17 protein-coding genes and 1 tRNA gene are annotated in these 18,452 nt (G+C 41.9%); 6 read left to right on the forward strand and 12 right to left on the reverse strand.

What is annotated here, in order from left to right; translation table 11 throughout:
* The coding region (locus MmiAt1_RS01090) for a hypothetical protein (protein ID WP_318785062.1) at positions 1 to 304 on the forward strand (304 nt) is incomplete at its 5' end.
* Between the two features lie 91 nt (positions 305 to 395).
* Here MmiAt1_RS01090 and MmiAt1_RS01095 read toward each other — a convergent pair.
* From MmiAt1_RS01095 to MmiAt1_RS01110, 4 genes are all read right to left on the reverse strand, one after another.
* Positions 396 to 487 (reverse strand) — tRNA-Arg (locus tag MmiAt1_RS01095).
* Positions 488 to 582: 95 nt separating this feature from the next.
* Positions 583 to 2,694, reverse strand: coding sequence for a site-2 protease family protein (locus tag MmiAt1_RS01100; RefSeq protein ID WP_318785063.1), 2,112 nt, complete (start codon positions 2,692 to 2,694; stop codon positions 583 to 585).
* Positions 2,695 to 2,881: 187 nt separating this feature from the next.
* On the reverse strand, positions 2,882 to 3,112 hold the full coding sequence (locus tag MmiAt1_RS01105; protein WP_318785064.1) for a hypothetical protein: 231 nt from the start codon (positions 3,110 to 3,112) through the stop codon (positions 2,882 to 2,884).
* 312 nt (positions 3,113 to 3,424) lie between these two features.
* Positions 3,425 to 3,988, reverse strand: a complete 564-nt coding sequence (locus MmiAt1_RS01110) for an FKBP-type peptidyl-prolyl cis-trans isomerase (protein WP_318785065.1) — start codon at positions 3,986 to 3,988, stop codon at positions 3,425 to 3,427.
* A gap of 494 nt (positions 3,989 to 4,482) precedes the next feature.
* On the opposite strand from MmiAt1_RS01110, the gene MmiAt1_RS01115 reads away from it, so the two are divergent.
* Positions 4,483 to 4,875, forward strand: a complete 393-nt coding sequence (locus MmiAt1_RS01115; protein WP_318785066.1) for a carboxymuconolactone decarboxylase family protein — start codon at positions 4,483 to 4,485, stop codon at positions 4,873 to 4,875.
* 305 nt (positions 4,876 to 5,180) lie between these two features.
* On the opposite strand, the gene MmiAt1_RS01120 is transcribed toward MmiAt1_RS01115, so the two are convergent.
* Positions 5,181 to 5,417: a hypothetical protein gene (locus MmiAt1_RS01120; RefSeq protein ID WP_318785067.1), complete on the reverse strand. Its 237-nt coding sequence runs from the start codon at positions 5,415 to 5,417 to the stop codon at positions 5,181 to 5,183.
* A gap of 3 nt (positions 5,418 to 5,420) precedes the next feature.
* Entirely contained in the window at positions 5,421 to 5,699 is a 279-nt protein-coding gene (locus MmiAt1_RS01125) for a hypothetical protein (RefSeq protein WP_318785068.1), read from the reverse strand.
* A 268-nt stretch (positions 5,700 to 5,967) separates the two neighbouring features.
* On the opposite strand from MmiAt1_RS01125, the gene MmiAt1_RS01130 reads away from it, so the two are divergent.
* Positions 5,968 to 8,598, forward strand: coding sequence for a valine--tRNA ligase (locus MmiAt1_RS01130; protein ID WP_318785069.1), 2,631 nt, complete (start codon positions 5,968 to 5,970; stop codon positions 8,596 to 8,598).
* A 118-nt stretch (positions 8,599 to 8,716) separates the two neighbouring features.
* On the opposite strand, the gene MmiAt1_RS01135 is transcribed toward MmiAt1_RS01130, so the two are convergent.
* The 4 genes from MmiAt1_RS01135 to MmiAt1_RS01150 form a co-directional block, all read right to left on the reverse strand.
* Complete coding sequence (locus MmiAt1_RS01135; protein ID WP_318785070.1) at positions 8,717 to 8,866, reverse strand: hypothetical protein; 150 nt, start codon at positions 8,864 to 8,866, stop codon at positions 8,717 to 8,719.
* A 259-nt stretch (positions 8,867 to 9,125) separates the two neighbouring features.
* Positions 9,126 to 10,118 (reverse strand): alpha/beta hydrolase, encoded by a 993-nt coding sequence (locus MmiAt1_RS01140; RefSeq protein ID WP_318785071.1) that lies wholly within the window; start codon positions 10,116 to 10,118, stop codon positions 9,126 to 9,128.
* A 256-nt stretch (positions 10,119 to 10,374) separates the two neighbouring features.
* Positions 10,375 to 10,704: a P-II family nitrogen regulator gene (locus MmiAt1_RS01145; RefSeq protein WP_318785072.1), complete on the reverse strand. Its 330-nt coding sequence runs from the start codon at positions 10,702 to 10,704 to the stop codon at positions 10,375 to 10,377.
* Positions 10,705 to 10,869: 165 nt separating this feature from the next.
* Entirely contained in the window at positions 10,870 to 12,075 is a 1,206-nt protein-coding gene (locus MmiAt1_RS01150) for an ammonium transporter (protein ID WP_318785073.1), read from the reverse strand.
* Between the two features lie 577 nt (positions 12,076 to 12,652).
* Between MmiAt1_RS01150 and MmiAt1_RS01155 the strand changes: the two genes are divergently transcribed.
* From MmiAt1_RS01155 to MmiAt1_RS01165, 3 genes are all read left to right on the forward strand, one after another.
* Complete coding sequence (locus tag MmiAt1_RS01155; RefSeq protein WP_318785074.1) at positions 12,653 to 13,045, forward strand: hypothetical protein; 393 nt, start codon at positions 12,653 to 12,655, stop codon at positions 13,043 to 13,045.
* A 296-nt stretch (positions 13,046 to 13,341) separates the two neighbouring features.
* Positions 13,342 to 13,530, forward strand: a complete 189-nt coding sequence (locus MmiAt1_RS01160; protein ID WP_318785075.1) for a hypothetical protein — start codon at positions 13,342 to 13,344, stop codon at positions 13,528 to 13,530.
* A gap of 747 nt (positions 13,531 to 14,277) precedes the next feature.
* Positions 14,278 to 15,888 (forward strand): CTP synthase, encoded by a 1,611-nt coding sequence (locus tag MmiAt1_RS01165; protein ID WP_318785076.1) that lies wholly within the window; start codon positions 14,278 to 14,280, stop codon positions 15,886 to 15,888.
* A gap of 757 nt (positions 15,889 to 16,645) precedes the next feature.
* Here the strand turns inward: MmiAt1_RS01165 and MmiAt1_RS01170 are convergent.
* Positions 16,646 to 17,644, reverse strand: a complete 999-nt coding sequence (locus MmiAt1_RS01170) for a lysylphosphatidylglycerol synthase transmembrane domain-containing protein (protein ID WP_318785077.1) — start codon at positions 17,642 to 17,644, stop codon at positions 16,646 to 16,648.
* Between the two features lie 75 nt (positions 17,645 to 17,719).
* The gene (locus tag MmiAt1_RS01175) at positions 17,720 to 18,310 is read right to left on the reverse strand and encodes an SAM-dependent methyltransferase (RefSeq protein ID WP_318785078.1); all 591 of its coding nucleotides are present in this window, start codon (positions 18,308 to 18,310) and stop codon (positions 17,720 to 17,722) included.
* Positions 18,311 to 18,452 lie beyond the last annotated feature (142 nt).

The following is an 18,452-nucleotide window of genomic DNA, read 5'->3' on the forward strand; positions in this document are numbered from 1 at the left end:
TCAGGTTTCCGTTTGGCACAGATTACCTTCAGGTTTCCGTTTGGCACAGATTACCTTCAGGTTTCCGTTTGGCACAGATTACCTTCAGGTTTCCGTTTGGCACAGATTACCTTCAGGTTTCCGTTTGCACAGATTACCTTCAGGTTTCCGTTTGGTACGGCTGCCTCAGGGTTTCGTCAATACAGTTGCAGACTTGCCGGCCCGTCTGCTGCCGCTGCTCTCTGCCTGCTGCCGCCGCCATTTGGCGCGCGCGAACGGCACAATTTTGAAAATCACTCAAAACCGAATATCGGTTTTTGAATAATTTAAACAAAAATGAGATGAACAAAATCAAATCAAACCAAATCAAACCAAACCAAAAGAAAAACAAAAATGAAAACAAAAAAAGGAAAAAACGGGCCTATTGCGACTCGAACGCAAGTCGACGGATGCCTTCACAATTTGTTTGTTTCGAAGTCCGTCAGGATATCCGCTACCCTATAGGCCCTGTTTGAAGTTTCGGGCTCAAAGACGGTGTCTTTGATTTTATAGTTTTTGCAAACGCCCGATTCGAAATTGAGTTAAACGAATTTGTTCATTCGGTCATTTAAAGAGGCCGAGGATGAAGCCGCTGATGTGAGGCCAAATGAACATAAGGATGAACGACAGGAAAATGAAAGCCGTCAAATAAGAACTGACTCTGAAGGAGAGGCGCGTCGCTTTTTTGGGCTCCATTTTCAATTTTTCGGCAATCTTGACGAAATAAGTTCTGAACAAATGACCGCCGTCTAAGGGAATGGCCGGCAGGCAGTTGAAAAGGCCGACATAAAAGTTCAGCCAGGCGACCCAATAAAGGAGATTTGCAATCCAGAAGATGCCGATTCCGAGCGGTTCGGCCCATCCGGCGGGCTCAAAGAACTGCATCATGGTCCCCGTAAAGCCGCCGAAACCTTCGCCGAGGATGCTTAAGAAAGGCATCATCATGACAAGAAGCCAGGCGGAAATCATGGTCGTCAAAGATTCTTTCGGCTGGGAAATGTCAAAGGAAACAAGCAGAGACGGCAGAGACTTCAGGAAATCCAGGTAACCGCCGGCATTGAATTCGCCGACCGAAATGTCCAAAAGACCGATGTACAGCGGTCCCGGGGAATAAAAAATGCCGATATATGCTTTGGACGCGTTGTTCGGCGTCTCGCCGAGCACGACGGAAATTTCCCGAGCACCGGTTTCGGCACCGATTTCGGCGCCTGTTTCAACCCCGGTTTCAGCCCCGCTGCCGTCATATTCCCGAACCGTAAAAACGACCGTATCGCCCGGCTTTTTTTCAGACATCGTGTTTGAAAAATGTTCGGAATCAATGACATAATCGCCGTCGATTTTAAAAATCAAAGAATTCGGCTTCAAGCCGGCAGCTTCCGCCGGCGATTCGTCGGCAACGGAAGCGATTAAAACACCGGCGTAATTGATATTTTCCGCCGCCGGATTTGTCGGAATCGTATAATTTTCAATCACCCGATCATAAGAAGCGCGTACGGCAACAGAATTCCCGGGAACCGTCTCCGAAAGAGCCCGATTCACGGAATCAATATCCGTCACTTTATAGCCGTTGATTTCAACCAAAACCATTTCCGGCGTCAAACCCGACTGAACGGCGGAGTCGCCGGCATCCGTGATTTGGAAATTGCCGATCGGCGCCATTGCCCCGATGACGGGTCCGAAGAAGAGAACCGCCGCAATCAGCGCGACGCAGAAGTTGGCCATCACGCCGGCCGCCAATATGCGCGAACGCTGTGTTTTCGTGGCGGCTTTGGGCGCCTCCGATTTGGCGGGAGCGTTTTTCATGTATTCAAGACGCTTTTCGGCCAGTTGTTTGCTTTTCATTTGATTGCTTTCAGGCTGTTCAGATTCCAAGCGTTCGGTTTTCAATTGTTCAGATTCCAAGCGTTCGGTTTCCAGCTGCTCAGCTTCCAAACGTTCCGTTTCCAGCCGTTCGGCCTCCAGCTGCTCGGCTTTGAGCCGTTCCGTTTCCAGCCGTTCGGCCTCCAGCTGTTCGGCCTTGAGCCGTTCCTTTTCCAGCCGCTCATGTTCCCGAATTTCTTCAATGGATGCGGTCATATCGTCAAAGCCGTCAAAATTATCGCCGCCGGTATCTTCAAAGGATTCTTCAATATCTTCAAATTCGTCGCCGTAAAGTTCTTTTTCATCGATTTTGGCAAAACCGCCGATCGGGAACAGCGCGACAATCAATCCGACGGAATGGACGCGAATGTCTTCGACGCGGGCAAGCACCGAGTGCATCATTTCGTGAATGAAAACAGCGACAATTAAAGCAATTAAGCCCCAGACAAATGGGATAAACTGATTGACGCCGGGAATTAAAAAGATGTTTTGGATTTCCGTGTATTCGTTCGGCTCCATGACCGTGCCGTCCAGCGCGGACTGAAGAAGAGCAATGTCTGAAAAAACGACAAGCGAAAACATGAAAATCATGCCGGCAAACATTAAGATGATGCCGATATTTGCAAACAGGCGCCAAAATCGTTTCGGGAGCGCGATTTTATCCAGCAGATGAAGACCTTTGTTTGTTTCAATCATCAGTATCGGGCCGAATGTGGAAATATTGTATTTGGCCAATATGCCTCTTTTTTTGAGCAGATAAATAACGGCCCAATAAACCAAAAAGACCAAAATGAAAAGCTGTGTCGTTGTTTGCAAAGAATCACCTTAAATTTCAGAGCATTCGGGAAAATCCGAGAAAATCCGGGAAGGCGGAAATCCGGCGAAAACCTGAAGGCTGTTTAGACAAGCATTAGACAGTCATAAATTAAAATCATTTGGATTTTTATTGATTTTTCAAAAAGAATGATTTCTAATTCAAATAAACAATTCAAACAAACCTAATTCAAACGAAACCTAATTCAAACAAACCTAATTCAAACGAAACCTGCAAACCCAAACATCCCTTTTCATAACTTTTCAAACCCGAACCCCCTCTTCCGCAAAATAATAAAAATAAAAACGGGGTTCGTTTTTCTTTAACATTAAATAAAAACGATGTTTCAATTCGAAAAATAAATAGAAAATCAAAACAACTGCCGCGAATGATGCGTTTTGTGAGCGGCAGCATTTCCATATGCATCATCTCATTTTTATCACATCCGCTCGCTACGCGAGCGTGGGCACAGATTACCGTCAGGTTTTCGTTTGCTGCAGATTACCTTACTGTTTTTCGTAAATACAGTTGCTGACTTGCCGGCCCGTCTGCTGCTGTCTGCCACTACTGCCTGCCGCGCGCGAACGGCACAAATTTAAAATAAAAAATAAAACCAACCTGCGGTTTTGAAAAACATAAAAAATCGAAAATCGGCAACAATATACGCAAAAAACAGATGAAAAATAAAACAAAAAAAAACCGGCTGAAAGCCGGCTTTAGAAATGATTAAAATTAATGGCTGCCGATTTCGCCTTTAACAATGTTGACGACGGTGATGTCGAAAACCAATGTTTTGCCGGCGATTTCACGGTTGAAATCGATTGTAATGGATGTTTCCGTAACTTCGGTGACGGTGCCTTCAACGACGGAACCGGTGGTTGTCATCATCATTAATTTTTCACCGACAGCGGGGACAGCGCCGAGGCTTTCAACAACATCTGCTCTGTCGTATGTCATGACAAGCTCGGGGTAGTACTGGTACGCGTCTTCCGGTGCGATTGTCACGGTTTTGGATTGATGGACTTTCATTCCGTGGACTGCGTTTTCGAATCCGGGGATGACTTCATGATTTCCCAAAACGAATTTTAAAGGTTCTCTGCCGTCTTCGCCCGTATTGGAGTCAAAAACAGTGCCGTTTTGATATTTTCCGACATAGTGAACAGAAACAGTGTCACCGTCGGTGGCTTCCATAACAGACGGTCCCGGATAAAGGACGACTGCGATAATTGAAAAAAGCAAAAGGACGCCGAATAATCCGCCTACAATTGCCAACATTGGATTTATTTTTTTTGCCATATGCATAACCCGAATGAGTTTGTTTCATTTATGATTTTTTTATTTTATGATTTGAAAAAATCAACATGAATCATGAGTAATAAACATGATAAATTGAATCGTCATCAATAAAACGATTTTTAAGATGTGTAAAAACCGAAAAATGTTAAATTTAAACAAATTCCAGAGTTCAAAAAATTGCCGGACCGGAAGTTCAAGACGTAATTCAATACGTGAAACAGCGGCGGCAATACAATTGATTATGAAAAGAATCCTTTATTTAAAAAAGTTACCTTTGGAAATGTCATTTTCGCGCTTAGATTAAAATTTCAATTCCAAAATTCAATTCCAATATTAATTCAATTCAATTCCCGGGAAATGTCAAATTCGGAACAGGAATATATAAATAAAAACGGATGGATTTATCATATGTATATTTATAAAAATCCGTGAGAAATCATCGGACTTTTTAATAAAACAAAATGACAAATAAATATTAACAGAGAGGGAAAAAAATGGAAGAACAAACCGGAAAAGAAATCGTGCAAAGCATCGGCGAAAAAATGGGATTTACCCCCCATGTTCTTGAAACGCTGGCTGAAATTGACGAAGACTTTGTTGTCCGTTACGGACGCTGTGACGGCAGACTTTTGACCGACGGCGTTCTGCCCGCAAAAATGAAAATCTTAATGGCACTTGCCGTTGTCGCTTCGAAACAATGCGAATCCTGCGTGATGTCACAGATGAGAAGCGCCATTCACAACGGCGCGACCAAAGATGAAATCATGGAAACCATGGAAGTCATTTCAATCACATCCGGCGCACCCGCCGTTGCCGCCTGCCGCGAAGCATTAAAAGTTTTGCTGATTGAAGGAAAAACAACCGGCGGAGATGTTCAAAGAGATTGAACAATATTTTAGTTTATTAGAAAAATAATTTATTAGAAAAAGGGTCATAACAAAAGATCAATCAGAAACTTAAATTATGGCCCGATTTTTTTAAAATTAATAATCGAGTATGAAAATTAATTCAAAACTAAAATAATACTAAAAAATAAAAACGAAATTTACTGTTTTCTTCTTTTTGAACGTAACAAAGAAAACAAAGACGGATTTTGAATTATCACGAGCGGGCTCAATTTTGAATAATCCGTGCCCGTTGCTGTTTTATCTCCGGTGGGAAATGAATTTTCATCTCTTTTTGTGTTTTTCGTTCAAATTCCTCCAATCAATTGTTTATTTTTTAAATAAAAGTAAATGACAGCTAAACAAGCTGAACAAACAGCGGCTAAAAACAAAATGAGTGACAGCCTTAAATAATTTACTCTTTTGTTGTTCATCTCTCTTTTGCAAATATGAATATCATTCAATGAGCCCAAGTATATATTCTCTGATGATTCTTCACCCACATTTTTCTTATAGGCTTTATCAATTTCTCCCGCACTTCCCAAATTCTAATAAGCATATCTCCATTGAGTGATAATCGCAAAAATAAAACTGAAGATCAAAGGTGTAAATGTCATGCCGATTATTGAAATTGTTTGATTTGAATCAAACCCGATTTTTTCAAGAGAAATAAAAGACAACAATGCCACCGTAAAAATTGAAATGGAAGTCAGCATCTTCCCGGACTGATCAAAAAGATTTTGTTCTCTTTTTTCTTCGATACCGTAAGTGAGCAAACTGAGTTCCTTTGTTTTTTCAAACAAATCTTCCGGCGTGTCATTTGTCATAATTTCTAAGAAATCGTTGTCTGTAAAAATGTTTTTAAATAATTTGGATTCGAATTTAAATATGAATTATAAAGAATGCAAAAATAAAAAATAAAAATAAAAATAAAAACAAAAATAAAAAAAATAAAAATAAAAACAACAATAAAAAAATAAAACGATAAAACAAATTTTTTCGGAAATAAAACCTTTTTATAACCCAATCGTGTTTACCATTCTATTTCAAAAACAACCAACATGTTGATATTTAATAGAAAGGAGATTTATTTTTATGACCGGCCCTGAAATTCCGAAAGAATACAATGCCGCCGAAATTGAAATTAAATGGATGAACGAATGGGATTTATCCATGTATCATTTTGATTGGGCTGACCGCACGAGACCGCAATACATTATTGATACGCCGCCGCCGTACCCGACGGGCAATTTCCATATCGGCAACTCACTCAATTGGTGCTACATCGATTTCGTCGCCCGCTACAAGCGCATGCGCGGATTCAATGTCATGTTCCCGCAGGGATGGGACTGCCACGGACTGCCGACAGAAGTGAAAGTCGAAGAAACGCACAAAATCACAAAGAATCAAGTGCCGCGCGCGGAATTCAGAAAAATGTGCGAAGAAATGACGCACGGAAACATTATCAAAATGAGAGACACGATGAAGAGGCTCGGTTTTTCCAATGACTGGAGCAACGAATTCATCACAATGGAACCGTCTTATTTTGTGAAAACACAGCGCTCATTCTTGAAAATGCATGAGAAGAATTACGTGTATCACGAAGAGCATCCGGTCAACTGGTGCCCGCGCTGCGAGACGGCAATCGCGCTTGCCGAAGTCGAATACAAGGCAAACGTATCAAAACTCAATTTCCTTTATTTTGCGCTTGCCGAAGATGAAAATGAAAAAGTTCACATCGCGACATCACGTCCCGAACTTCTTTGCGCCTGCGCGGCCGTTGCCGTCAATCCCGATGACGCCCGTTACGGAAAATTCGTCGGCAAAGAACTCGTTGTTCCGATTTTCGGACAGAAAGTGCCGATTATTGCCGACGCCGATGTTGACGCGGAATTCGGAACAGGTGCCGTTATGATTTGTACGTTCGGTGACAAGCAGGACATTCGCTGGACCAAAACGCACAATTTGAAAATTACAAAAGCCATCGACAGAAACGGAAAAATGACGGCAGCTGCAGGCAAATATGAAGGTATGAGCATTCCCGAATGCAAAGCCAACATTATTGAAGATTTGAAATGCGGCGGATTCCTTTACGAGCAGCAGGATTTGGATCAGAATGTCGGTCTCTGCTGGCGCTGCAAAACGCCCATTGAAATCCTTTCCGAAATGCAGTGGTTCGTCAAAGTCAAGCCCGAAGAAATTTTGGCCGGCGCCGACCAAATCGAATGGATTCCCGAATACATGAAAGTGCGTCTCGAAAACTGGACGAACACGATGGAATGGGACTGGTGCATTTCCAGACAGCGTATTTTCGCAACGCCGATTCCGGTCTGGTACTGCAACAAATGCAATGAAGTGCTGGTTGCCGAAGATTCCTGGCTGCCGATTGACCCGACACAGGAAAAACCGCCGGTCGCCTGCCCGAAATGCGGTGCCGATGATTTCCACGGCGAAACCGATGTGTTTGACACGTGGATGGACTCGTCACTGACCGCCCTTCACGTAAGCGGCTGGGACAGCGAGCACGAACTTCGTGTTCCGACACAGCTTCGGCCGCAGGGACACGATATTATCAGAACATGGGCGTTTTATACGATTCTTCGAACCGAAGCGATTGAAAATAAAATCCCGTGGGAAACGATTATGATTAACGGCATGGTGCTCGGCCCTGACGGTCACAAGATGAGCAAATCCCTCGGAAATATCATTTCCCCCGAGGATGTTTTGGTCGAACACAGCGCCGATGCTTTCCGTCAATGGGGCGCGCTCGGCGGCAGTGTCGGATCCGATGTCATGTTCCGCTGGAACGATGTTGTTTCCGCCTCCAGGCTGATTCAGAAATTGTGGAACATTTACCGCTTCTCACTTTCCAACATGGACGGTTTTTCCGAGCAGGATGCTGTCTCTTTCGATGTGTCGCAATTGAAGCAGGCCGATTATTGGCTTCTCTTCAGGCTCAACGAACTGATTGACGAAGTGACCGGCGCAATGGAAGCTTACAAGTTTGACGACGCGTTTAAAGCGATTCGTGTTTTTGCCTGGGACACTTTGGCCGACAACTATATCGAGCTTGTCAAAGGCCGTTTGTACGGCGACGACTTAAACGGCAAAAACGCGGCCAGATTCACGCTCTTTACAGCTGTTTCGACATTGTCCAAACTGCTGGCGCCGTTTACGCCGTTCCTTGCCGAAGAGATGTATTCAAGACTCGGCGAAGGCAGTGTTCATCAGCAAAACTGGCCGGCAAAAGTCGGCGGCATTCCCGCTGACGCTGAAGCAAAAGGCGAATTAATCAAAGGCATTACAGGCGCGATTCGCTGCTACAAGTCGGACAATAAAATGGCGCTCAACGCCCCGCTGAAAAAGATTGAAATTTACAATGCGGACGTTGACACGGCAGACATTTCCAACACCGTGACATCGCCGACGGACTTAATTGCAGGCGCGCCCGAATTTGAATCTGTCCCGGTCGAAGTCAAACCCAACATGGGCATGCTCGGGCCGATGTTCAGAGACAAAGCCGGTGCCGTCATCGGGGCGCTTAAAGCGCTGCCGCCCCAAACCGCTGCGGAAATGAAAGAAGCCGGAAAAGTGACGGTCACCGTCGCCGGCGAAGAAATTGAGCTCGGCGCCGATGCTGTTGAGATTAAAAGCGAAATGGTTTCGGCCGGCCGCGAGATTGAAATTCTCCATGCCGACGATGCCGTAATTGTGATTGTCAAATAAAACAGCAATCAAAAATAGAATTTCATTTAATGTAAAAATCAGGATGCAGCAATTTCTTGCTTGCATTCTCTTTTTCTTTTTTTCAGAAATATTTCATAAAAACCAAAAACGGCTGAAATCAGATTCTTGTCAGAACGATTTTATCGGACAGCGTTTTTGAAAGATGATGATCTTCTCCGCAGCGGCCGCATTTGATTAAATCACCGACTTCTTTTTCGATGATGTAAATCCAATTGCCGCATTTTCTGCATTTTCGGACAAGATTCATGATAATCATACCTGTTTAAAAAAAGAAATGAATCAAAAAATAATTCTGTTTGATAAAACCGCTTGCGTGTTTATATTTCTTGTCGTCTTTTTAAGAAAAGAGAAAGCAGAACACAAAAATGAATAGAACATAAAAATAAACAGCAAAACGGTTTTTTAAAAAATTCAAGATTCGGAAGCTAAAAAATGAATTTCGTTTAAATGAAATAAAAAATAAAAGCGAAATAAAAAATAAAAATAAAATTCAAAAACAGCCGGGATTAAAGAAAATCATTCTTTAAAAGCCAGCCGAAGATGGTTTCATAAACTTCTTTGCGGACTTTTTCATCCGACAAAAGCAAATCGTAAACGCCGCCGTCAAATTGGACGAAATCGATTTCGCCGTCGATGTTGTCGGATACCGCGGAAATATCGCGGACATCTGAAACAATGTCCGATAAATGAATTTTTTTCCGTTCCGTCAGATCGATTAAAGATTCTCCCGAACACATCACCAAGACGGGTTTTTTCACTTCAAAGCGGTTTAAAAGCTCCCGGTGCGCGGAAAAAGCCGCGCGAAGCCAGCTCAATGGAATTTTCGGGGCGCGATGCGGCTTCCAATTCAAATTGTAGTTCCATTCGCCGCGGCTGTCTTTGTGAAGGCTTTTGCCGTATTCCTCGGAAAACGACGTGCTGATTTCAACATCCGGCATGATGCGTGCCAAATGAGAAGCAAGAGTCAGCCATGTCTTTTTTGTTCGGACCGTATTGAAGCTGTAAAACGGGCTGTTCAGAATCAAGCCGTCAAAAAGGTTTTCATCGGAATAATCTTTTGCAAAGAGCGTCAGAATCAGACCGCCTAAGGAATGCCCGAACAAAACGACATCCTGATTGCCTTCCAGATAGATGATTTTCAGGACTTCCAATATTTCTTCATGATAAATGCGCATGTCTCCGATGCCGTCAAACTTTTGGCAGGAAGAAGCGGAGCGGCCGCATTTGCGAAGGTCCAGCCCGTAAAAATTGTATCCTTTCTCGTTGAAAAAATAAGCCGCTTCCTTTTGGAAAAAGTAGTCGTTGAAACCGTGAACGTACAAAACGGCTTTCTGAACAGAAGGGTCCAGATTTTCACCCGAAGAGCAGTCTGCAAGGCGGCGGACAAGAACGGCTGTTTCAGTGCCGCCGGAATCCGCCTCAAGATTAAGAATACGCTGCTGAAAGCCGTTATGAAGAATGTCTTCAAGATAAGCAGGATTGTCATATTCACCATTCAAAAGCAAACATTTGGGCATATATGGAATAATAGGATCAAATGTATATAAATTTGCGTAAAATAATAAGAGAAGAGCATTTGATAAGAATTAATCAGATAAAAATCAGATAAAAATCAAATGCAAAATTAGTGAATTTGAATTTAACTTAAAAAATTAATACAAAATTAATACAGAATGAATTTAAATTCGAATTAAAAAATTAAATATCAATTAATTGCAGATGAGTGCAATTAATTGAAAAATTCAATCTTAAAAATTAATAGAAAACTTCGCCCGTCCGAATTGTAATTGCTTTTTCGACCGGAACAACAAAGATACGTCCGTCTCCGATTTTGCCGGAACAGGCGGTTGTCCGGATAATTTCAATCACTTCGTCCGCTTTTTCATCGCAGGTGGTGAGCTGAATTTCCGTTTTTTGAATCACATCGACGTTGATTGGTCTTCCGCGGTACTGAAGACAGACGCCTCTCTGTTCGCCGCGCCCGGAAACATCTGTTACGGTCATGCCGAAATAGCCTTTATCCGCCAGCGCCTGCTTGACAGCGTCAAATTTTTCGGGGCGGATGACTGCCATAATCATTTTCATACTTATTTCTCCTGATATTGAATTTTTCAGATTTTGAATTTATTTCTGAATTCATTTCTCATTTTTTTCGATTTTTTTCAATTTGTTTCGGTTTTTTTCCAATTTGTTTTCGATTATTATTCGATTATTAATTCAATTAGATTCGACATTCTGTCATCGTTTTCATTAAGCGCGTTCCCCGTGATTTGAAATATCCAGGCCGAGCTCTTCTTCGATTTCGGAAACACGCAGTCCCGTTACTTTCTTGACAAAAAGCGCAATGACGTAAGTGACAGCGAACGAGAAAACAACGGCAATGACCGCATCTCCCGCGTTGACGGCAAACTGCATGACGTTGCCTTCAATCAGGCCGCCGACACCGGCAAGCGCGGAAGAGGCAAAAATGCCGGTCGCAACGGCTCCCCAAAGGCCGCCGACACCGTGAATCGCCCAGGCGTCCAAACTTTCGTCCCAGCCTTTTTTAACGCGGAAAAGAAGCGCATAATAACAAACGACAGAAGCAACGCCGCCGATGAGAATTGCGGGAAAAACTTCAACATAGCCGGCAGCCGGCGTAATGCCGACAAGACCTGCCAAAGCGCCCGACACCAGCCCGACAGCACTCGGCTTTCCTTTGACTGAGCTGACGGCCATCCAGACCAGCGCACCGGCAGCCGCGGCAAGCGCCGTGTTCATGACGGCAAGCGCTGCAATACCGTCGGCGGCCAAAGCCGAACCGCCGTTAAAGCCGAACCAGCCGACCCATAAAAGACCCGCGCCGAGAAGTGTGAGCGGAATGTTCTGCGGGGCCGACACCATTCTCGCCTCGCCGAATCCGGAGCGTTTGCCGATGACGAACGCTGCCGCAAGCGCACCGAAACCTGCGCTGATGTGAACCACTGTTCCGCCGGCAAAGTCCAATGCGCCGAGCGCGTGTGCCCAGCCGCCGCCCCACGCCCAGTGCGCGAGCGGATCATAAACAAGTGTCGTCCAAAGAAGGCCGAAAAGGATGAATGCGCCGAGTTTAACGCGTTCGGCAAAACCGGATGTGATAATCGCAAGAGAAAGACCTGCAAAAATCATCTGAAAAGCAATGAAAAGAAGATCGGGAATGCCTTCAACAAGAGTATCGTCAAGGCCGATTCCGATGAGGCCGACATAATCCAAGCCGCCGATGAGACCGGCGATGTCGGGCCCGAACGCCAGCGAATAGCCGACGAGAACCCACTGGATACTGGCAATTGAAAGCGCGAGGAAACTTAAAAAAACCATTGAAATAATATTTTTCTTCCGGACCAGGCCGCCGTAAAACAGACCGAGCGCGGGAACCATAAGTGTTACGAGTGCGATGCAGATAAGTACAAAAGCCGTTGAGCCGCTGTCTATTGCCAAAAATTTTCACCTTTTATAAAAAATTACAATATTGGAACAAAATCGTATTCGTCATCGATACAAATTTTCGGCGGCCTCCGTTTGAATGATGATTCAATATTTTAATTCAAACGGACAGCAAACCGAAAAGTCAGGTTGTGTTTTCGGATTGAATGAAGCTGAATGAAGCTGAATGAAACCTGTATTTGCCCGCCTGCAGATGATTCATTTACGGATTTATACAAGACAGATCCAAAATCAAAAGCAATCGGCATCCAATCCCGTTAACAATTAATTGAAAAATTCGCAAATATATAATATTTGTGGTTCTGAAATATGCATACAAGTAATATTTCCAAAAACAGACATTCTAAAAAATGGAATGAAAAACAGACACACCAATATCGAATTTATGAAGTTTTATAATTATTAAAAATAAAGATTCATTGAATAATCATGACAAAACGGTGTTCAAAATTTTTTATAATGTGGCCGTTTTTTGTCATAAATTTGACAAAACCGCCGTTATAAATTTTTTGTTTTCAAAAATTTCAAAAAATATATGTGTCGTCACTGAATCGGAATATATGGTGATTTTATGAAAACAGAATACAAACTTGTCTTTATTTTATTTGTAATGGCGTTCTCAACTGTTTTTTTGCTTTATGCCGTTGTTTCAAACGATTCGGGCCAATTTTCGGGCGGCGCGCCGGTTATTCCGACCGCAGACGACATCGGAAAAACGGTTTACGTTGAAGGAACCGTTCTCAGCAAAAGATCAACGTATCAAGGCGAACATCTGATTGTCAATATCGAATGCAGCGACCGGACGATTTTAATGGTTTTTGTTTCCAAATCCGTCGGCGCCGCTTCGGTCAGCCAAAAAATCAACGTTAATGATTTTGTCGGAATTCAGGGAACCGTTCAGGAATACAACGGAACGTTGGAGATTGTTTTAAAAAATGAATCACAATTTCTGAAATTGAAATGACCGGCTGAAAGAATCGGCCGTATCCGTTTCAATCGGTTTTTCATTTTTGTTTACCGGCGTTATCAGCAAATATATATCTGATTAAGAAAATATCTAACCGCTGAACGAAAACGTTCACCCTGAATTCATTTTATTATGATATGAATTGAGATTTAATTCCTCTGCCCCGCTGTTTTGGCGGAAATTGCCGTCAATGGAACAAACGGCATGAGATCCTGTCGGCAGAGATTTCCCGAGATTTATTTCACGCGGGGATAAGTGAAATAAATCAAATGAATTAACAGAAATGATGAACCATGTTCACAATAGAAAATACAGAGGGGTTCAGTCAAAAAGTTCTTGACCAGATGAACGCCGAAGTGAAAGAAAAAATGAAAAAATACGACCCGAAATCAAAAGATTATAAAAAGAAATTGGCGGAAGTTGAAGATGAAGTCTTTGACGATTATTGCTTCAACGCTTTTTCGCCGTCCATGAAATTCTGATTTTATCGTGTTGATGAAAATTTAACAAAGTCAATAAAACAAGGAAAACAATTCCTTGTTTTCTTTTTATTTTTGGTTCCGTTTTTATTTCATTTTGAGTTATTTTTCTTTTGCCTTTTTTTCTGTTTTCTTCTATTTTTTTGTTTTCTTCTGTTTTTTTGTTTTCTTCTGTTTTTTTGTTTTCTTCTGTTTTTTTGTTTTCTTTTATTTTTTTCTTGCTTTCCTTTTATTTTTTGATTCTCTTTGCTTCGTCTGATTTCCGTTTCATTCTTCTTCAGTTTTTATTTTTCATTTATTTCGTTCATTTATTTCGTTTCATTTATTCCGTTTCATTTATTCCGTTTCATTTATTCCGTTTCATTTATTCCGTTTTATTTTTCCGTTATTTTCCGTTATTTTTCTTTTATTGTTCATTTTCAGCCGGCCGGCCTGTTTTTGCCGCCGCCCGCGCGCGCGCGAACAGACAAAATTTGAAAATAAATCAAAAAGGGGGACGAATTCTTCGGATGCTTTTTTTAAACAGGGGACAACATCAACTATTTATACTTCTTTTTTAATATCTTTAAATTTAAGTTAGCATAAGACAATTTTCAGCTTGAATTGACATGCTGAAATTGTTCGATTAAAAACAATTGTCAGGTCAAACGCGTTAAATATTAATTAGGGTAATTAATTATTAATTCAAAAATAACTAAAATGGATCGAATCCATGAAATCAGGATCAATTTTAAGGCAGGAATTCAAAATATGAAATATATTGTTGTTACGGGCGGAGTGATCAGCGGTCTCGGAAAAGGCATTACGACGGCTTCAATCGGAAGAAACCTGAAAAACAGAGGGTACAAAGTAACGGCGATCAAAATTGATCCTTATTTGAATGTCAACGCGGGAATCATGACGCCGCTTCAACACGGTGAAATCTGCGTTCTCAATGACGGCGGCGAAGTTGATTTGGACCTCGGCAACTATGAGCGTTTTTTGGATGTTGACTTAACGGCCGACCACGACATTACGACCGGCAATGTTTATTCAACTGTTTTAGATCGCGAGCGCCGCGGCGAATTCCTCGGAAAAACCGTTCAGATTATTCCGCATATCACAAATGAAATCAAGCACAAACTCAGAACAGCCGCCAAGAGAAGCGGTGCCGATGTTTGTTTGATTGAAATCGGCGGAACGGTCGGCGACTACGAAAGTATGTTTTACATGGAAGCCATCCGCCAGATGAAAACCGAAGAACCGCAGGGAAATATGAAATTTGTTCATGTCACGCTTTTCTTTGACGACACGCAGGGCGAACAGAAAACAAAACCGACACAGCACTCCGTTAAAGAAATGAGAACGCTCGGTTTGTCTCCGGACTATATTGTCGGCCGGTCGGCACTCCCGCTGAAAAAAGAAACAAAAGAAAAGATTTCCCTTTTCTGCGACGTTCCCGAAGAATGTGTAATCAGCGCCTTTACGGCAGAAAATTTATACGAAATCCCGAAAAATTTGGACAATCAGGGATTAACGGATCATCTCATTCAATCTTTGAATCTCGCGGCTCCCGAAAATCCGCCGGCGGCCGACTGGGATGAAATGGTTGACAAAATGAAAGAAGTTGCAAAACAGCCGGACTCCGAAGCCGTCCGTTTGGCAATGGTCGGCAAATACACCGATCTTCCCGACTCTTACATCAGTATTTTTGAAGCCGTCAAACACGGTTCCACCGCAGCCGGCATTAAAGCTTCCATTGATTTGATCGGTTCGGAAAAAATCGAATCCGACAAATCCCTTTTGGAAAGTCTGAAAGAATATGACGGCATCATCGTTCCGGGCGCATTCGGCGAAAGAGGTTCCGACGGCATTTTCCAAACCGTGACATTTGCACGTGAAAATGATATCCCGTTCCTCGGAATCGGCTTCGGAATGCAGGCGGCAATCATTGATTTCGCAAGAAACGTTGCCGGTCTGAAAGACGCCAATACGACAGAATTGGACGAAAAAACAGAATACCCCGTTATTGACGTCACCTCTAAAGAAAGCGACATTTCAGGATTCCGCGGAATCATGAAAGTCGGCGAATATGAAGTGGCCGTCAAAGACGGAACGCTTGCCAGAAAGATTTACGGCAAAGATGCGATTTCCGAACGTTTCAGAAACAGATATGAAATCAACAATGAATATGTGAAAATTCTTGAAGAAAAAGGTCTCGTCTTTTCAGGCGACATCAACGGTGCCAAACAAATTGTGGAGCTGCCCGATAAAAAATTCTTCATCGGCACTTTGTATCACCCGCAGTTTAAATCCAGACCACAGCGCGCCGAGCCGATTTTCACGGCATTGGTGAAAGCGGCGAAAGAAAATAAGAAGTGAAGTTTTTGGCTTCACAACTTTTTATTTAATTTTTTTGTTTTTCTTATTGTCTGATTTTATTTCTGTTTTTAATTTTTGTTTTTAATTTCTGTTTTTTAATTTTTCCATAAATTTTATGAAAAATTTAGGTTTAATTGTTGAAAGTTCGGTAACAACAATATGATCTTTGGGCCTGAGAGAATCAAGCGGATTGTGCTTTTTTAATTTTTCCGAGTCATTCGTTCCCATACAGATATTCTCCTGTTCTTAACAACCATTAATAGTAAAACAAGTAAGATATTTGATATTTTTTAAATTTTTTAAAAAAATATCAATATCAAGTGAATAAAAATAAACGGATAATATTCTTAAAAATTACATCGACATATATCACAATAATTATATAAAAATAAATAGTATTTGATATGGTGATAAAAAATGGATGATGAAAACACGAAATTAAAACCGATTCATTACATTGTGATTATTTTAGTTTGTTTAATTTTAATAACGGCAGTCGGAATTTTTTATTTTCTTTATTGAATCAAAAAACTGAATTCAAAAGAAATCAAAAACAAAGAAAAACAATCAAAAAACTGAATTCAAAAGAAATCAAAAAAAATAAAAAACAATCAGGAAACTGAATTCGAGATAAATAAAAAGAAATAAAAAACAATCAAAAAACTGAATTCAATAAATCAAAGCAAATAAAAAACAATCAAGAAACAAATAATCGAATAAAATGAATTAAAACAAATGCCGATATTAAAAAGATCAATTAAGAGTCGGAAACGGACTGAACCGAAACCGACTGCTTTTTTTCGGCCCGGCTTTTCTTAATTTTGTGATAAACGTCATAAAAGAAAATGACAGCCAGGCTGTACAAAATAACGAACCAGAACGTAAAGAATCTGAAGACGACCGCCGTGATGACCGCCTGCTCCGATGTCAGGCCGAACATAATCAACAGGCTTGAGAGCGTGACTTCAAAAACGCCCAGGCCGCCGGGAGAAACCGGAATCATGGCAATGAAATAAGCCGTCAGCGTCGCGCCCAATATCGCCAATGGGCTGATGCCGCTTTGGTACCGGCCGGCCAATATTGCCAGCTTAAACGGGAACAGCGCCCAGATGAAAACGGATAAGGCGAGCTGAAACAAAAGAGTTTTTCCGTTTCTGATTTTTTGTGCGTGTTCCGAAAATTCAATCAATCCTTTCTGCAGTTTTTGCAGAATCGGGCGCTTGAAATCATAAGAAGCGAGTTTGTCTGACAGAATTTGCGGGCGGAACAGCAAAAGGATGAACAAAATCAAAACGGCCGCCATAACCAGGAACAAAACAATTTTCAAAACAGGGGTTAAAAACGAAACGGACGCCGGTAAAAAGAGAAGCGCGATCAAATTCAGAAGAATCAATGAACCGACGCTGATGATTTTTTGAATCGCAACCAAAGAAGCCGCGTCTGCCGTTGAACAGCCGAATTCGGATTTAAACAAATACCCGCGGACAACTTCCCCGCCGACTTTCGCGCCGGGCGTAATCGCTTCTGTAAGCGTCCCCTTGCAATTGATGTAAAACATTTTCCAGAACTTTGCCTTCAAACCCATCGCGCCTGCGATATGGCACCACTGGTAATTGAGCAGAAGCTGCGTCAAAAGCTGAAGGCCCGCAAGCAGCAGCAAAAGCGGCAGGGTGATGGATTTCAAACTGTCTATGATTTCCGAAAGATTCATGGAGCGAAGAAGAACTGCAAAAAGCAGAAGAATGATAATCCACAAAATAATTTTGAAAAATTGTTTCCTGTTCATTTTCAATCATTGAATGTAAAATCGGATTAAAACACTTTACGGCAGTCACTTAACATAAATCGACGTTGAACCGACGTTTGCAAACAAGCCGTGTTTGACTTTTTCCCGCGGGGAAACATCTTCGTAGATGAACGAAGAAGAATCATGAGAATCATGAGAATCATGATGAACATAAAGTTTTCTTAACTTATGTTTCGGAAGGCGCATTAAAATCAGACTTCCCTCATCAGCTTTTTCCCAAACGGCATTGAAAACTTTTTCTTTGGGAGTAATCTGGGCAGCGATATGAATCACGGAAAAATTCGAAGCGTCCAGACATTCGCCGTCCTGAAGAACAACGGAAATGTATTTTTCAACGCCTTTGCGTTTTAAAAGTCTTTTAGAACAGCGTACGCTGGCTTCATCATTGTCAACAACCGTGACTTTCGCGCCGGTCATGGAATGAATCAAAAGCGCACTGTACGGACACGGGCCGCCGCCGATACATAAAACGTGATCATCGGATGTAATGCCCGCGTATTTTATTTCGCGCCTGACCATACTTCGATAATAAGCTGTTGTGATTTTGAAAATAAACGGATGTTTGCAGGCAATCCGCTCTGTTTTTTGTGTCCAATTAATATACTTCATTGACATACCAAACCCTGTAAAGATATAAAATAATATCTAAGAAGATTATAAACCTCACAAATTTGAACAAATAAAACGTTTTTAAATTTCAGCAATTTTAATAAAATTAAAATTGAATGTTTGCAGATTCGGATAATTAAAAATATTC

It is taken from the genome of Methanimicrococcus hacksteinii (genome assembly GCF_032714515.1).
Lineage (GTDB): Archaea > Halobacteriota > Methanosarcinia > Methanosarcinales > Methanosarcinaceae > Methanimicrococcus > Methanimicrococcus hacksteinii.

Bases quoted from the DNA above. Each gene is read 5' to 3' on its own strand.
- MmiAt1_RS01135 (WP_318785070.1), bottom strand. From the start codon at position 8,866: ATGAATCTTGTCCGAAAATGCAGAAAATGCGGCAATTGGATTTACATC.
- MmiAt1_RS01160 (WP_318785075.1), top strand. From the start codon at position 13,342: ATGTTCACAATAGAAAATACAGAGGGGTTCAGTCAAAAAGTTCTTGAC.
- MmiAt1_RS01130 (WP_318785069.1), top strand. From the start codon at position 5,968: ATGACCGGCCCTGAAATTCCGAAAGAATACAATGCCGCCGAAATTGAA.
- MmiAt1_RS01105 (WP_318785064.1), bottom strand. From the start codon at position 3,112: ATGGAAATGCTGCCGCTCACAAAACGCATCATTCGCGGCAGTTGTTTT.
- MmiAt1_RS01125 (WP_318785068.1), bottom strand. From the start codon at position 5,699: ATGACAAATGACACGCCGGAAGATTTGTTTGAAAAAACAAAGGAACTC.
- MmiAt1_RS01175 (WP_318785078.1), bottom strand. From the start codon at position 18,310: ATGTCAATGAAGTATATTAATTGGACACAAAAAACAGAGCGGATTGCC.
- MmiAt1_RS01115 (WP_318785066.1), top strand. From the start codon at position 4,483: ATGGAAGAACAAACCGGAAAAGAAATCGTGCAAAGCATCGGCGAAAAA.
- MmiAt1_RS01145 (WP_318785072.1), bottom strand. From the start codon at position 10,704: ATGAAAATGATTATGGCAGTCATCCGCCCCGAAAAATTTGACGCTGTC.
- MmiAt1_RS01165 (WP_318785076.1), top strand. From the start codon at position 14,278: ATGAAATATATTGTTGTTACGGGCGGAGTGATCAGCGGTCTCGGAAAA.
- MmiAt1_RS01110 (WP_318785065.1), bottom strand. From the start codon at position 3,988: ATGGCAAAAAAAATAAATCCAATGTTGGCAATTGTAGGCGGATTATTC.
- MmiAt1_RS01155 (WP_318785074.1), top strand. From the start codon at position 12,653: ATGAAAACAGAATACAAACTTGTCTTTATTTTATTTGTAATGGCGTTC.